Below are 14,756 nucleotides of genomic sequence, written 5' to 3'. Positions count from 1 at the left end.
TAATAATAGAATAGACTTAAAAGGAGTATTATATGATATATTTAAAGACAAAAGATCAAATTAATAAGATGATTGACGCTGGCAAGATACTTATTAGCGTTCATCATGCACTAAGAGATAAGGTTAAAGAGGGCGTTACGACTATGGAGTTAAACGACTTTGTTGATGACTTCATAGTGAGTCAAGGCGCTTACCCTGAGCAAAAAGGTTATCAAGGCTTTCCTTACGCTATATGCGCATCAGTTAATGACGAGATATGCCACGGCTTTCCAAGTAAGGATGTAATTCTTAAAGATGGTGACATCATCTCCATCGACATGGTTGTCAATTACAAAGGCTGGATGGCGGACTCTTGCTGGTCATACGCTGTAGGAAAACTTTCTGATGAGGATCAAAAGCTATTTGACCATACAAGAGAGGCTATGTACAAAGCTATAAGCATTGTTGATGAAAATGTCAGGATTGGCGAGATAGGTAAGTGCATCGAAGCATTTACAAGACCTAAGGGATATTCTATAGTAAAAGAATTTATTGGCCACGGCATCGGCAAGAACATGCACGAAGATCCACAAGTTTTTCACTACAATGCTGGCGTAAAAGGACCAAGAATTGTTAAGGGCATGGCCTTTACGATAGAGCCAATGATTTGCATGGGCTCAGCAGCGATGAAGCTTGATAAGAATGGCTGGACTGCTAGAACAAAGGACGGCAGCAAATGCGTTCAATTCGAGCACACCTTAGCATTGACTGATAACGGCGTGATTATAACGACCGATCAAGGAGATGTGTAGATGACAGAGACTAGAGACTTAACACAAGGAGAGATATCGCCGATACTGTTTAAGCTAGCGATTCCCTTGATGGGGACATCTTTACTACAGATGTCATACCAAATCACGGATATGTTTTGGCTCGGCAAAGTCGGTACACAAGCTGTTGCAGCTGTCGGCATAGTCGGTCAGTACCTTTGGCTAATAAGTTCACTGATCATACTTTGCCAGGTAGGTCTATCCGTCGGCGTTTCACAAAGCTTTGGTAAATCGGATTTAGAAAATACAAAGAATTATATTGGTGGTGGCTTTAGACTAGGATTTTTAATCGCCATGACAATCACAGCCATATTTATAATATTTCATAATGAGCTAATCGGCCTATACTCATTCAAAGAAGGCGATGCGGCGGTTCAACAATTAGCAAGTGAATACATGGTGGCGATTGCTTTTGGACTAGTATTTATGTTCTTAAACCCATTATTTGCTTCGACATTCAATAGCATGGGTAACAGCAAGACTCCATTTATAATTAGCTCCATAGGTTTACTTATAAACATGGTCTTGGACCCAGTTTTCATCTTCGTTTTTCACATGGGAGCGATGGGTACAGCGATTGCATCTGTTATAGCGACTTTAGTAATCTTCCTTATATATATCTACATAGGCTTTAAGAATGATCTGATCTATGTAAGAGTAAATTATCTAAAGAAAGTGCCATCAGAAATAACTATGCATATACTTAAACTTGGCGTACCAATGACGCTTATGGAAGCGTGTCATGCATCAGTATCTATGGTCTTAACAGGCTACTTAACAAAGCTTGGCGCCTATGCAGTTTCAGCCATGTCGATAGGCTCGCAAATTGAGTCAATATCTTGGATGACGGCAAACGGTTTTTCTGTTGCTAACACTGCTTTTACTGGACAAAACTATGGCAAAGGCACTTATGATAGGATAGTTCTTGGCTTTAAAAAGTCCATGCGAATCATGGCGACACTAGGAACGGCTACATCACTATTACTTATAGTATTTGCTCAGCCGATATTTGCAGCGTTCTTACCAGACGACCCAGTTGCGATGCAGGCAGGAGCCGACTACTTAAGAATACTTGGATATTCACAATTATTCATGGTTATAGAGATAGGTGTAACAGGATTTTTCAATGGCATAGGCAGAACGAAGGAGCCATCTTATTCAGGCGTAGTTCTAAATTTAATGCGTATACCATTTGCAATGGTATTTATGAAATTCTATGGCCTGAATGGCGTATGGATAGCTATATCACTATCGTCAATATTAAAAGGTGTAGTTGCTTATGTTTGGTTTAAGATTATACTTAAAAAAGAGATAGAACCGAAGGTGATAGCATGATAGTACAATGCGTCTGCTGCCCAGTTTGCTGCAGAATAAAAATCAATGGTGAAGAAATTTCTGGCAATCGTTGCGGAAGAGGATATAATTACGCAAAAAGCCTTCTTGAAGAAGAGGATGACTACGTTTATGGCAAGATTAGGATAGATAGTCAGATGGTTTCGGGTTTACCTGTAAAGACTGATAAGAAGGTCAAGAAAATTTATCATCAAGCAATATTAAAAGAAATATTTGACTTGCGCGCGAAAGCACCTATAAACGTAGGCGACATAATTAAGGAAAATATTTTAGACTTGGATGTAAATATAGTGAGTCAAAAAAGAATACTTAAGTAGGAGGAATTATGAAAAAGATAATTTTATTATTACTAACGATGGCTATGTGCCTGAGCTTAACAGCATGTAGCAAAAATAATGACAATGGCGGTGAGAGTGAAATGAAAAAAGAAAGAAGCGAAAGCGAAGTAACTACAGACGATGCAGAACTTGTTCAACTACAAAACCCAAAAGCAGGAGACAAGCTTGCGACTATCAAGACTAATAAGGGCGATATCAAGGTAAAACTATTCCCTGAAGTAGCTCCAAAGGCAGTTGAGAACTTTACTAAACATGCTGAAGATAAATACTATGACAATTTAATTTTCCATAGAGTTATAAATGGCTTTATGATACAAGGCGGCGACCCAAATGGTAACGGCACTGGCGGAGAAAGTATCTGGGGCGATGCATTTGAAGATGAATTTGATATAAACACAAGAAACTTCAGAGGCGCTCTATGCATGGCAAACGCTGGTCCTAATACTAACGGATCACAATTCTTCATAGTACAAGGCCAAGCTGTTCAAGATGACATCATTAAGCAAATGGAAGAAGCTGGCGAAGAAAAGGGATATCCAAAGGCTGTTGTTGACGCTTATAAAAAGATAGGCGGCGCATTCTGGCTTGATTACAAGCACACAGTTTTTGGCGAAGTTTATGAGGGCATGGACGTTGTTGACGAGATTGCAAAATCACAAGTTAATGAAAACGACAAACCTCTTGAAGACGTTGTAATTGAAACGATTACAGTAGAAGATTATAAATAGGAGTGAGAGTATGGATATTAGAGAACTTTATAAGAGCTACAAGGAGCTTGACGGCAAGACTGTTGAGGTTCAAGCTTGGATAAAAAATTTAAGAGCACAAAAAGAATTCGGCTTCATTGAAATTAATGACGGATCCTTCTTTAATAGTGTTCAAGTCGTTTATGATAACACACTAGAAAACTTTGAAAGAGTATCAAAGCTATATCTAAGTGCGTCAATCAGAGTAAAGGGCAAGCTAGTTCTTACACCAAACAATAAACAAGCGTTTGAGATCAAGGCAGAAGAGATTGAAGTCTTAGGCGACTCGACAGCTGATTATCCACTACAAAATAAGCGTCACTCAATGGAATTCTTAAGAAGCATAGCTCATTTAAGACCAAGAGCTAACCTTTTTAGAGCAGCTTATAGAATTAGATCACTAGCAGCCTTTGCTATACACAAATTTTTCAACGAACAAGACTTCGTTTACGTACACACACCAATACTTACAGCATCAGACGCTGAAGGCGCAGGCGAAATGTTCCAAGTAACTACACTTGACATTGACAATCCACCAAGAACAGAAGATGGCTCTGTTGACTACAGCCAAGACTTCTTTGACAAGCCAACTCACCTAACAGTATCAGGTCAACTTGAGGGCGAAACATTTGCCATGGCTTTCTCAAAAATATATACATTTGGACCAACATTTAGAGCAGAAAACTCCAATACAACTAGACACGCAGCAGAATTTTGGATGATAGAGCCTGAAATGGCGTTCATGGATAACAATCAAAACATGGATGTAGCTGAAGCGATGCTTAAGTACGTAATTAACTATGTTATGGAAAATGCTAAGGAAGAAATAGAATTCTGTAATCAATTCGTTGACAAGGGTCTAATCGATAGATTAAATCACGTTAGAAACTCAGATTTCGAAAGAGTTACTTATACTAGAGCTATAGAAATACTAAAAGAACATGAAGAAAAATTTGATGTTAAAGTAGAGTGGGGCATGGACCTACAAACAGAACACGAAAGATATTTAACTGAACAAATATTCAAAAAACCAATCTTCGTAACTGATTATCCAAAGGACATCAAGGCCTTCTACATGAAGCTCAACCCAGACAATAAGACAGTTGCTGCTATGGACTGCTTAGTTCCTGGCATTGGCGAAATTGTCGGCGGTTCACAAAGGGAAGAAGACTACGATAAGCTTGAAAAGAGAATTAATGAATTAGGTCTTGATATGGATTCATATACTTGGTATATGGACCTTAGAAAATATGGCTCAGTAGTTCACTCTGGCTATGGTCTTGGCTTTGAAAGACTTATCATGTATATAACAGGTATTGAAAATATCAGAGACGTCCTACCATTCCCAAGAACAGTTCATCACTGTGAATTTTAGGAGGGCGCTATGAAAGAATATAATCATAAAGATGTCGAAGGCAAATGGCAAAAGATTTGGGCAGACAATAAAGCGTTTCACGCAGAAAATGATTCGGACAAGCCAAAATACTTTTTGATGGTAGAGTTCCCATACCCATCAGGAGAGGGCCTACACGTTGGTCACCCAAGGAGTTACACAGCGCTTGATATAGTTGCTAGAAAGAGAAGACTTGAAGGATACAACGTTTTGTATCCAATGGGCTGGGACGCATTTGGCCTACCAACAGAAAATTATGCCATCAAGCACAAAATGAATCCAAAGGATGTTACTAAGAGAAATGTTGCTCACTTCAAACATCAATTGACATCACTAGGTCTTTCATTTGACTGGGACAGAGAGATTAATACAACTGATCCAGAATATTATAAGTGGACTCAATGGATATTTATACAATTATTCAAAAAGGGTCTTGCTTATAAAAAGGAAATGAACATTAACTGGTGCCCAAGCTGTAAGATTGGTCTTGCAAACGAAGAAGTTATTCAAGGCCACTGCGAAAGATGCGGACATACAGTTGAACACAGAGTTAAAACACAATGGATGCTTGCTATAACTAAGTATGCTGACAGACTTATCGATGACCTTGACACAGTTGATTTCATCGATAGAGTTAAGACGCAACAAGTTAACTGGATAGGCAGAAGCCACGGTATGGAGCTTGATTTTGATATAGATGAAGTGGATGACAAGCTAAAAGTTTATACAACTAGACCAGATACCATCTTTGGTGTATCATACATGGTTATCTCACCAGAGCATCCGCTTATAGAAAAGTATAAAGACAAGATCAAAAATATTGACGAAGTTCATGAATATCAAAATAAGGCAAAATTAAAATCTGATTTTGAAAGAACAGAGCTTGTTAAAGAAAAGACAGGCGTTAGAATTGATGGTCTAACAGCCATTAACCCTGCTAATGGAGAAAAAATTTCCATCTACGTATCGGACTATGTTTTAATGACTTATGGCACAGGCGCCATCATGGCAGTACCTGGTCATGACCAAAGGGATTATGACTTTGCAAAAGCCTTTGGCGAAGAGATAAAAGAAGTTATCTCTGGTGGCGACATTAGTAAAGAAGCTTATACTGATACACAAAAAGGCACTTTAGTTAACTCAGACTTTTTAAATGGTCTATCAGTTGACGAAGCAAAGAAAAAGATTATTAAATATTTTGAAGATAAAAAAGTAGGCGTTGTTAAGACAAACTACAAGCTAAGAGACTGGGTATTCTCAAGACAAAGATATTGGGGAGAACCTATACCTATGGTATACTGCGAAAAATGCGGTTGGGTGCCACTTAATGAAGAGGATCTACCACTTACACTTCCAGACGTTGAAGCCTATGAACCAACTGATACAGGTGAGTCGCCTCTAGCTAAGATCGATAGCTTTGTTAACACAACTTGCCCTCATTGCGGCGGACCTGCTAAGAGAGAGACAGACACTATGCCTAACTGGGCAGGATCAAGCTGGTACTTCTTAAGATATACTGATCCAAAGTGCAGCACTGCACCAGCATCCATGGACGCGCTTAAGTACTGGATGCCAGTTGATTGGTACAATGGAGGTATGGAGCACACTACACTTCACTTACTTTACTCAAGATTTTGGAATAAATTCTTATATGATATAGGCGTAGTGCCAACAAGCGAACCATATCAAAAGAGAACATCACATGGCATGCTACTTGCTCAAGACGGAGAAAAGATGAGTAAGTCAAGAGGCAACGTAATAAATACAGATGACATAGTTGAACAATATGGCGCAGACACACTAAGAGTTTTTGAAATGTTTATGGGCGACTACGAAAAAGTTGCTATGTGGTCAGAGACAGGTATACAAGGCTCAAGAAAGTTCCTTGAAAGAGTTTATCGCTTGATGGAAATAGTGAACGACGACGAAAACTATTCTAAAGACTTAGAACAAGATTTTCACATCACTATTAAGAAAGTTTCAGAAGACTTCGAAAACTTAAAATTCAATACAGCAGTTGCTAAACTTATGGAGCTACTTAACAAAATTACTTCAAAGGGCAGCATCACAAGAAAAGAGCTTAAGACATATATCACACTTCTTTATCCAATCGCGCCACACATCACTGAAGAAATCAATGAGATGGTTGGCTTTGATACAGAGCTTTATAAATCAACTTGGCCAAGCTTTGATGAAGAAAAAACTATAATCAAAACTATAGAGATACCAGTTCAATTCAACGGCAAGGTTAGATACACTGTTGAGATTGATAGAGATGCCTCTGAAGACGAAGTAAAAGAAAAAGTTTATGCGCACGAACTTTTTGAAAAGTCAAAGCAAGGCAAGAACATCGTTAAAGAAATTTACGTTAAGAACAAAATATTTACAGTAGTAATAAAATAGTTTATAAAGAAAGATCTATATGGTCTTTCTTTTTTTGCGCAAATATTTCTAAATGTGATATAATTATCTTAAGTAAGGAGGCGTTCAATATGAAAAAGAAAACAATAATACTTATAATCATATTGGCAGTAATCTTTTTTATTAGATTTGGAGTACTTAGCTTTCCCTATACGCGTGATGTGAAAGCCTTTGTTTATAGAGATGGCAAGTGGAGCGAATCAACTTTGCATATGGATTTATATTATAATCACAAATTCTTTGCCGCTGATGAATTCACTGGAAGCATTTACCTTGATGACGTCGATATAATGAAGTATTGGAAGGATTATTCAAGAATTAGCTCATCAGCTAAGAGTGGCGCCTGGAATGTTAAAGATCTTGTATACAATGTCAAGAACAGCTTTGTTGATGGTGAGTATCAAAACTCAGTCTTTAGCAAAAACTATGTAAATAGCATAGGAAAAATTTATTATAAAGACTTCCTTAAGTCCATAGTGATAACTGTTAATGATTATAAGCTTGAAAGGGAAGATGGCATTAACTATGTCGATACAAGTGAGATGAAGCCTATCATAATTACAGCGGGCAATGTGAGCTTGGATGACATTAAGAAGATTAAAGAGAACGATATAGTTTTGGATAACGTGGATAGAGATGCGATTGATGATATTAGCATAGAAAATAATATTGAGATGCCTATATTTAAAATTGAATTGACAAGGTGGAATGAAGGCAAAGAATATGCACTTGAAAAGGAATATAAAGACTTTGATTGGAAAGCACCAAGCTCATTCGTCTCTGATGAAGCCTTTAATAAAACTTTTGATGAAGTAGCTGATGAAGAGTACATCAAAGAAAAGATTGCAGAGCTTGAAAACTTTAAATCTGGCTTTATTAATGAAGTTAAACTTAATAAAAAGTCTGCGCACAAAGAAGATGATATGATACTTACTGATGTCACTTATGATATTGAAGATGGCAAATTATATTCTGCACTTCTTATGAATAGAGGAGATAGTGACAAGGGCTATGGTGTTCAAAGCGTTTACACCATAAAGATAGATGGAGACGGCAAGCAAGAATTTATTTCAGATAAGCTCGGTATATTTAGTAATTAATATTGATATGAAGAAAGATCTATTAACTTAGCTCTTTCTTTTTTCTTGACAAAAACTGCCATTACCATTACAATTAAGATAAGACGAAGAGAAAAATTAAAGTAAAGGAGAAATGAAATGAGTAAAGTACAAAAGAAGATAGTTTTCGGTAGCTCTATGTGTCCAGACTGCGGACCGTTTAAAGAAGTGATGGACGAGTCGGGCGTACGCTTCTTGTACCTTGACATAACAGAAAATCTTGCGAGCATGAAAAAATTCTTAAAGGCAAGAGACACAATGAGTGAATTTGACGAAGCAAAGAGCGCTGGCAATATCGGCATACCAGCTCTTATACTTGGTGACAACGAAAGAGCCATCTTGGATATAGATGAGCTTAAGGAATACCTAGACAGTTTAAAATAATTATATGGGCCTTGTTAATGCAAGGCTCTACTTGCATATAAAGCGTTTAAAAAGATTATTATCGGGTAAAAATTGATAGAGGTGATGATATGGGTGCTATACTTATAGCTGATGATGATGAAAATATAAGAAACGTACTTAAGGAGTACTCCGTCATTAATGGCTATGACGTGATCGAGGCGGTTGACGGCATCGACGCTCTTAACAAAGTTAATAATAATGATATAGACCTTATCATCTTAGATATAATGATGCCAAAGCTAGATGGTTTCTCAGCTTACAAGAGAATTAAGGAAGTAAAGGACGTACCAGTTCTTGTTCTTAGCGCAAAAGGCGAGGAGTATGACAAGCTTTATGGCTTCGAGATAGGTATTGATGATTACGTTGTTAAGCCATTTAGCCCACGTGAAGTTATGGCGAGGGTCAAGGCGATACTTGCAAGACACGTGAGCAATGTAAAGACAAATGTTTATCACAATGGCAGCTTGAAAATAGATTTTGATGCGAGAGAAGCTTTTATCAATGACAAAAAAATTGATTTAACACCAAAGGAGTATGAGCTACTTGCTTATCTAGCTCAAAACGAAGGCATAGCTCTATCGCGTGAGACTATACTTGAAAATGTTTGGGGCTACGATTTCTTCGGGGACAATAGAACTGTCGACACTCACATCAAGATGCTTAGAAACTCTCTTGACTCTGAGAAGGAGATAATCAGTACGGTTCGCGGCTATGGATACAAGCTGGAGAAAAAGGATGAAGAATAAATCATTATTCACAAAGTTAATCAGCTACTTTTTGATATTCACAATACTGATACTATCAACAATGTGGCTATTTAACATAGTTTTCTTCAAAGAGATATACACGCAAAAGAAGAGGGAGCTCATTCAAAACACTGAAAAAGAAATTTCTTCTTATTCAGGAACTGATCTCGTCTCGTATTTAAATAGCGTTGCGGCTAAAACTAGACTCGGCATAATTATTTTTGATGAGCATGGCTTAGTTTTGTACCCAAATTATCTAATTGAGCTTGATAAGGAAGACCTTGATTTTGTTAAAAGCAATGAAGATAGCGTTGACTATATCAAAAAGCATGACGATAGAGAGTATCTTGTATTTTTAAAGAGATACGAAACAGTTAATGCAAAACTATATATGAAGCTCATTGATAATCTCGATGAAGATGGCTCGGTAAAGAAGATGCTAAAGGAAGAACTTTTATACATAAGTCTCGTTGCAATAGTTTTAGCTCTTGCTCTTTCGTATTTTTTGGCAAAGAAACTTACTAAGCCAATCAAGAATCTTTCGGAAGCGTCCAAATTTTTGGGAACAAAGAGCTTTTCCTTAGATGAAGAGGGCGGCTACGAAGAGATTGAAGAGCTAAAGAAGAGCCTTGAGAGCGCAAATGCAGATTTAAAGAGGACCATGGACTTTCGCGAGAATATCATTGCTAACGTATCGCATGACTTCAAGACGCCTCTAAGCGTGATTAAGTCATATGCTGAGATGATTAAGGACATAACTGGTGACAATAAAGAAAAGCGTGAAGATAATCTTGACACCATCATCACAGAGGCAGATAGATTAAACAGCATGATTAACGAGATGCTTGAAGCGTCAAAGAACGCGAGCGCCCTTGGCGAATTAAACTTAGAAAGACTTTCGCTCGAAGCAATTTCCAAAGAGATTATAGATAAATTAAATACTGCTGAAAATAGAGAGAGAATTAAATTAGACGTAAGTGGCTCTACCATGGTCATGGCCGATGAGAAGAAGATTAGGAGCGTTATATACAATTACTTATCGAATGCAATAAATTACTCGCCAGATGATGAAGATGTTCTTGTAAGAATCACTGAGGAGGCAAATGGCGTTAGATACGAGGTTATTGACCATGGCACGGGCATAAAGGAAGAGGACATCAAGAGGGTTTGGGACCGCTACTACATCTCGAGCGCGAACCATGAGCTCAAAAAGTATGCGACAGGACTCGGCCTATACATCGCGCGCGAAGTGCTTTTGCTTCATAAGGCAGAGTTTGGCGTAGAGAGCAGTTACGGAAAAGGATCAAATTTTTATTTTGTATTAAAAAAGGGAGTGTAAATATGAATTTTGATTTTTTAAAAGACATGAACATTGGTAATTTCAATAAGGATGAAGCCATGAACAAGATTGGTGACATCGGTGAAGCCATCAAAACAAATACTGATTTGGCAAAGTATCAAGACCTAATCAATGACTTTTTGGACCTTGTTAAAGATTATTACAATGGTCATTATAAAGGCATTGAAAAGAAAAATATGCTATTTATCATCTCAGGACTACTAATAGTTTTGTATCCAAATTCATACAAGCAAAATGCATTTTTCATTATAGCGTCTAAAATATTTGGCGTGTCAATACTAATTAAGTCTATAAGCGAAGAAGTGGCTAAATATAGAGAGTGGAAGAAGAATTTAATTGCAATAGAAACTGATTTAGGCACTATCGAATACAATGATGAGGAATTTTAAATGGCAAAGATAATGATATATGGAACGACATCGTCTGCAGGCAAGTCGACGATAGCGACTGCTATGTGCCGCTACTACAGAGACAAGGGCTACAAGGTATGTCCGTTTAAATCACAAAACATGTCGAGAAACTCATTTAAGCTACAAGACGGAAAGCTGATTAGTAACGCACAAGCAATACAAGCCTACGCTGCTGGCATAGAGGCGGACGAGTACATGAACCCGATACTTCTAGTGCCATCGTCAGATACAGGTAGCGACGTCTATGTGCTTGGCAAATTATATAAGCACATGAATACAAAGGAGTACTACTCGATTAAGAAAGAACTAAAAGCTAAGGTTAAAGAAGTTTTTGAAGAGCTTGAAAAAAAATATGATGTCATGATTATAGAAGGAGCCGGCTCACCAGCTGAGATAAATTTACTTGAGGATGATTTCGTTAATACTGGCATGGCTGAACTTGCTGATAGTAACGCAATTATAGTCGCAGATATAGATAAGGGCGGCGTCTTTGCTTCAATCTACGGCACATACATGATACTTGACGAAAAAGATAGATCAAGAATAAAGGGCTACATCATCAACAAGTTTAGGGGCGATGCGAGCCTACTTGATGAAGGCATAAAAAAACTTCACGAGCTAACAGGTCTTGACTGTCTTGGCATAGTGCCATATACAAAGCTTGAGATAGCGGACGAGGACTCGCTTCACGATTATGAAAAGGCCGTCAACGCTCACATGGCAGAGCACGACGCGATGAATAATGAGATCGATAGACTAGCTGATGTCTTCGCAAAATCCATCGATATAGATAAGTTAAATGCAATACTTGGCTTATAAACTCATCGCCATACTAATAGGTGTGGCGCTTGATTTGATCTTAGGGGACCCATATAACTTTTTTCATCCAGTTAAAGTCATGGGTAATGTCATTAGCTTTGAAGAAAAATTAATTCGAAGGACAGGGGCAAGAGGCGGCTTTTTGAAAGTACTTGGCTTAGTAGCAGTACTCTTCAACATGAGCCTTGCCTTTTTATTCGGATACTTGGCAATAATATTATTTAAGATCAATAAATATTTGTATCTAATCTACACTTCATACATGGTCTACGTCTGCCTAGCCGCACGCTCACTTCACTTCGAGGCAGATATGGTCGTAAAAGAGCTAGGCCATTCGCTAGAGAGAGGCCGTAAGAGGCTCTCCTACATAGTTGGCCGTGACACAAGCGAATTAAGTGAAGAAGAGATACTTAAAGCGACTATTGAAACAGTCGCTGAAAATACTTCAGATGGCGTTATCGCGCCGCTTATCTATATCGCGATATATACACCACTTGGACTGGTTTATAAATTCATTAATACCATGGACTCGATGTGGGGCTACAAGAATGAAAAATATGGTGATCTTGGTTTTTTCGCAGCAAAGATAGATGACCTGGTCAATCTAGTGCCAGCAAGATTAAGCGCGATTCTAATACTAATCACGAACATCTTTAATAAAAACATTGCCTACGCGTGTCGAACGTTTTTTAAGTATAGATATGCACACGCAAGTCCAAATAGCGCCTTCCTTGAAGCTCCTATAGCGGGCCTCTTAAAAATTCGTTTAGGCGGACCACATAAATATTTTTCTAAGATAGTCGATAAACCATATATTGGCGACTTAGATGGCGAAGTGAATACAAATGGCGTCTACTTCACCATAAGGGCGATGTATAAGGCACTAGCCTTATTAGTCATAGTAATCGCAGCTATATATTTAAAATTAATATTAAAATAAAAAAATGCACTTATGTCAAAACAATCGTTTTACATCTGTGCATTTTTTTGTAAGCTAAATTTTTAGGAAATTATTTTTTGAAAAGTATGTTGATATTATATAGCACTCAAATGCCTTTGTCCGTGTTTTGAATCACGAAAAAGAAAATTAATAAATATTTTTTAATTCACTTGAAAAATATTTACATATATGATATCATATAGATGTAATTTTTGAATGTTTGATAAGGGAACTTGGTGTAAGTCCAAGACAGCCCCCGCTACTGTAAATAGTGACGAGTCTAAGTATGCCACTGGGAAACTGGGAAGGTTTAGACAAGGTTGAGCTATAAGTCAGGATATCTTAAGAACGTTCGTATAAAGTTACTTCTTCGGTGGGAAGGAAAAACTTACTCAATATGTATGTTTTATATCCTTGAAACCCCTATTCAAGGATTTTTTTATTCCAAAAACCGGCGAGAGAAAAGGGCGCGCTTCTCCTATTTTTCCTTTTCTCTCGAGTACATATTATGGAGGGTCATATGAAAAAGGCAATATTATTAAGTTTCTTTGGCACAACAAGGCTTAGGGAACACGAAAGAGTTATTGACAAATTTGTTAATGGCTTTAAAAATGAATTTAAGGACTGCGATGTAAAAGTATGCTTCACTTCAAGGATAGTTAAGAGGATACTTGAAAAGAAGGGCATGTCTTTTGATGATGAGTGCGAAGCTATTAAGAAGCTTAAAGAGGCTGGATACAAGGACATAAGAGTCGTTTCGACAAACATCATTCCAGGAAAAGAGTATAAGAAGCTTAAAGATGTTTCTAACAGGCTTACTACTCCATTTATCAGCAATAGCAAGGATATAGCTAAGCTTATTGATGGCATGACAGCCCAAAAATTAAATGAAGGCGAAGAATTTATCTATGTTGGTCATGGCACTTATCATGTTGCCGATAGGATATATGAAGACATTGACGAAGCATTCAGAGCGCACAATGATAAGTATCACATGATGAGCATTGAGGGCGAGCTTGATCTTGAAAGCGTAATTAAAAATTTAGCTAAAGATACAAAAACTTTATATCTAAGGCCATTCATGTTAGTTTCAGGCGTTCACATGCTTGAAGATATTGCTCCTGACGATGAAGACTCAATCAAGACAAGACTAGAAAAGCTTGGTTATGAAGTAAAACTTATTGATAAAGGTCTTGGCGAAGAGGAGTATATATTAAATGACTGTATAGAAAAAGTTAAGGCGATGGAAGAGCCGCTACTAAACATAGTTGGCGTAGGACCTGGCGATGAAGACTTATTAACTGTCAAGGCTATACTTACTTTAAAGAATACCAATGCTGTCTTTGTTCTTGATAACAGAGGCCGTAATCTTGCTCTTGACACAGTTATGAGCTACATTGGTGACAAGCCAATCATCAAGATGCCTTTTGATATGAAAAGTGCTAACGAAGCTTTATATAATGATTTAAAAGTTAAACTAGAAGAGGCTTTAGCTGAGTATAGAGACGTAAGTTTCGTAACTATAGGCGATGCGGCAGTTTTTTCGACACCTATGAATCTAACAAAGATACTTGATAAGAAGATAAATATAAATTTAGTAAATGGCATGCCATCCTTTGTTGCACTGACTGCCATGAACCTTGAGCCGCTTATTGAAAAGGGCGAGAGCCTTGTGATAAGCGACAATACAGAGCTTGTTGAAGCGGCAAAACCAGACAGAGCTGTTATACTTAAGGGAACACTTAATAAAGAAGCCGTTTTAAAGCTTAAAGATACTTACGAAGCAGAATATTTTAAGAGAATATCGATGCCAAACGAAATGTATCTAACAGATGAGGAAGAAATACGCAAGGATAACGACTATATCTCGTTATTTTACTTAAAGAAAAGGAAGTAAA

At 37.6% G+C, this 14,756-nt stretch carries 14 protein-coding genes and 1 riboswitch; all 14 genes read left to right on the top strand.

What is annotated here, in order from left to right:
* Window positions 1-32: 32 nt before the first annotated feature.
* Window positions 33-791, top strand: coding sequence for a type I methionyl aminopeptidase (map, locus tag AC1EJ0_RS03205; protein WP_480023134.1), 759 nt, complete (start codon window positions 33-35; stop codon window positions 789-791).
* Window positions 792-2,144 (top strand): MATE family efflux transporter, encoded by a 1,353-nt coding sequence (locus AC1EJ0_RS03200; protein WP_480023135.1) that lies wholly within the window; start codon window positions 792-794, stop codon window positions 2,142-2,144.
* The gene (locus AC1EJ0_RS03195; protein WP_480023136.1) at window positions 2,141-2,479 is read left to right on the top strand and encodes a DUF1667 domain-containing protein; all 339 of its coding nucleotides are present in this window, start codon (window positions 2,141-2,143) and stop codon (window positions 2,477-2,479) included. The genes AC1EJ0_RS03200 and AC1EJ0_RS03195 overlap by 4 nt, the downstream gene beginning before the upstream one ends.
* A gap of 8 nt (window positions 2,480-2,487) precedes the next feature.
* Window positions 2,488-3,228, top strand: coding sequence for a peptidylprolyl isomerase (locus tag AC1EJ0_RS03190; protein ID WP_480023137.1), 741 nt, complete (start codon window positions 2,488-2,490; stop codon window positions 3,226-3,228).
* 10 nt (window positions 3,229-3,238) lie between these two features.
* Window positions 3,239-4,621, top strand: coding sequence for an asparagine--tRNA ligase (asnS, locus tag AC1EJ0_RS03185; protein ID WP_480023138.1), 1,383 nt, complete (start codon window positions 3,239-3,241; stop codon window positions 4,619-4,621).
* A gap of 9 nt (window positions 4,622-4,630) precedes the next feature.
* On the top strand, window positions 4,631-7,042 hold the full coding sequence (gene leuS, locus AC1EJ0_RS03180) for a leucine--tRNA ligase (protein ID WP_480023139.1): 2,412 nt from the start codon (window positions 4,631-4,633) through the stop codon (window positions 7,040-7,042).
* An 89-nt stretch (window positions 7,043-7,131) separates the two neighbouring features.
* Window positions 7,132-8,160, top strand: a complete 1,029-nt coding sequence (locus tag AC1EJ0_RS03175) for a hypothetical protein (RefSeq protein WP_480023140.1) — start codon at window positions 7,132-7,134, stop codon at window positions 8,158-8,160.
* Between the two features lie 117 nt (window positions 8,161-8,277).
* Window positions 8,278-8,562 (top strand): glutaredoxin domain-containing protein, encoded by a 285-nt coding sequence (locus tag AC1EJ0_RS03170; protein ID WP_480023141.1) that lies wholly within the window; start codon window positions 8,278-8,280, stop codon window positions 8,560-8,562.
* Window positions 8,563-8,651: 89 nt separating this feature from the next.
* On the top strand, window positions 8,652-9,329 hold the full coding sequence (locus tag AC1EJ0_RS03165; protein WP_480023142.1) for a response regulator transcription factor: 678 nt from the start codon (window positions 8,652-8,654) through the stop codon (window positions 9,327-9,329).
* Window positions 9,319-10,668 carry a sensor histidine kinase gene (locus AC1EJ0_RS03160; protein ID WP_480023143.1) on the top strand — a complete coding sequence of 450 codons (1,350 nt, stop codon included), beginning with the start codon at window positions 9,319-9,321 and terminating at the stop codon, window positions 10,666-10,668. The genes AC1EJ0_RS03165 and AC1EJ0_RS03160 overlap by 11 nt, the downstream gene beginning before the upstream one ends.
* Before the next feature lie 2 nt (window positions 10,669-10,670).
* Window positions 10,671-11,078 carry a hypothetical protein gene (locus AC1EJ0_RS03155; RefSeq protein WP_480023144.1) on the top strand — a complete coding sequence of 136 codons (408 nt, stop codon included), beginning with the start codon at window positions 10,671-10,673 and terminating at the stop codon, window positions 11,076-11,078.
* A complete protein-coding gene (locus tag AC1EJ0_RS03150) occupies window positions 11,079-11,918 on the top strand; it encodes a cobyric acid synthase (protein WP_480023145.1) in 840 nt (279 codons plus the stop codon).
* Window positions 11,899-12,858, top strand: coding sequence for an adenosylcobinamide-phosphate synthase CbiB (cbiB, locus tag AC1EJ0_RS03145; RefSeq protein WP_480023146.1), 960 nt, complete (start codon window positions 11,899-11,901; stop codon window positions 12,856-12,858). The genes AC1EJ0_RS03150 and cbiB overlap by 20 nt, the downstream gene beginning before the upstream one ends.
* A gap of 190 nt (window positions 12,859-13,048) precedes the next feature.
* A riboswitch (cobalamin riboswitch) is annotated at window positions 13,049-13,222 on the top strand.
* A 156-nt stretch (window positions 13,223-13,378) separates the two neighbouring features.
* Window positions 13,379-14,755, top strand: coding sequence for a sirohydrochlorin cobaltochelatase (locus tag AC1EJ0_RS03140; protein WP_480023147.1), 1,377 nt, complete (start codon window positions 13,379-13,381; stop codon window positions 14,753-14,755).
* The last annotated feature ends 1 nt before the right edge of the window (window position 14,756 follow it).

It is taken from the genome of Fenollaria sp. C0166D3, from assembly GCF_056590255.1.
Note: the sequence above shows the minus strand (reverse complement) of the source record. Positions and strands in the feature narration are given on the sequence as shown.

What these genes read in the sequence shown, in the direction of transcription:
- map (WP_480023134.1), top strand. Translation starts at nt 33, where the DNA reads ATGATATATTTAAAGACAAAAGATCAAATTAATAAGATGATTGACGCT.
- AC1EJ0_RS03200 (WP_480023135.1), top strand. Translation starts at nt 792, where the DNA reads ATGACAGAGACTAGAGACTTAACACAAGGAGAGATATCGCCGATACTG.
- AC1EJ0_RS03195 (WP_480023136.1), top strand. Translation starts at nt 2,141, where the DNA reads ATGATAGTACAATGCGTCTGCTGCCCAGTTTGCTGCAGAATAAAAATC.
- AC1EJ0_RS03190 (WP_480023137.1), top strand. Translation starts at nt 2,488, where the DNA reads ATGAAAAAGATAATTTTATTATTACTAACGATGGCTATGTGCCTGAGC.
- asnS (WP_480023138.1), top strand. Translation starts at nt 3,239, where the DNA reads ATGGATATTAGAGAACTTTATAAGAGCTACAAGGAGCTTGACGGCAAG.
- leuS (WP_480023139.1), top strand. Translation starts at nt 4,631, where the DNA reads ATGAAAGAATATAATCATAAAGATGTCGAAGGCAAATGGCAAAAGATT.
- AC1EJ0_RS03175 (WP_480023140.1), top strand. Translation starts at nt 7,132, where the DNA reads ATGAAAAAGAAAACAATAATACTTATAATCATATTGGCAGTAATCTTT.
- AC1EJ0_RS03170 (WP_480023141.1), top strand. Translation starts at nt 8,278, where the DNA reads ATGAGTAAAGTACAAAAGAAGATAGTTTTCGGTAGCTCTATGTGTCCA.
- AC1EJ0_RS03165 (WP_480023142.1), top strand. Translation starts at nt 8,652, where the DNA reads ATGGGTGCTATACTTATAGCTGATGATGATGAAAATATAAGAAACGTA.
- AC1EJ0_RS03160 (WP_480023143.1), top strand. Translation starts at nt 9,319, where the DNA reads ATGAAGAATAAATCATTATTCACAAAGTTAATCAGCTACTTTTTGATA.
- AC1EJ0_RS03155 (WP_480023144.1), top strand. Translation starts at nt 10,671, where the DNA reads ATGAATTTTGATTTTTTAAAAGACATGAACATTGGTAATTTCAATAAG.
- AC1EJ0_RS03150 (WP_480023145.1), top strand. Translation starts at nt 11,079, where the DNA reads ATGGCAAAGATAATGATATATGGAACGACATCGTCTGCAGGCAAGTCG.
- cbiB (WP_480023146.1), top strand. Translation starts at nt 11,899, where the DNA reads ATGCAATACTTGGCTTATAAACTCATCGCCATACTAATAGGTGTGGCG.
- AC1EJ0_RS03140 (WP_480023147.1), top strand. Translation starts at nt 13,379, where the DNA reads ATGAAAAAGGCAATATTATTAAGTTTCTTTGGCACAACAAGGCTTAGG.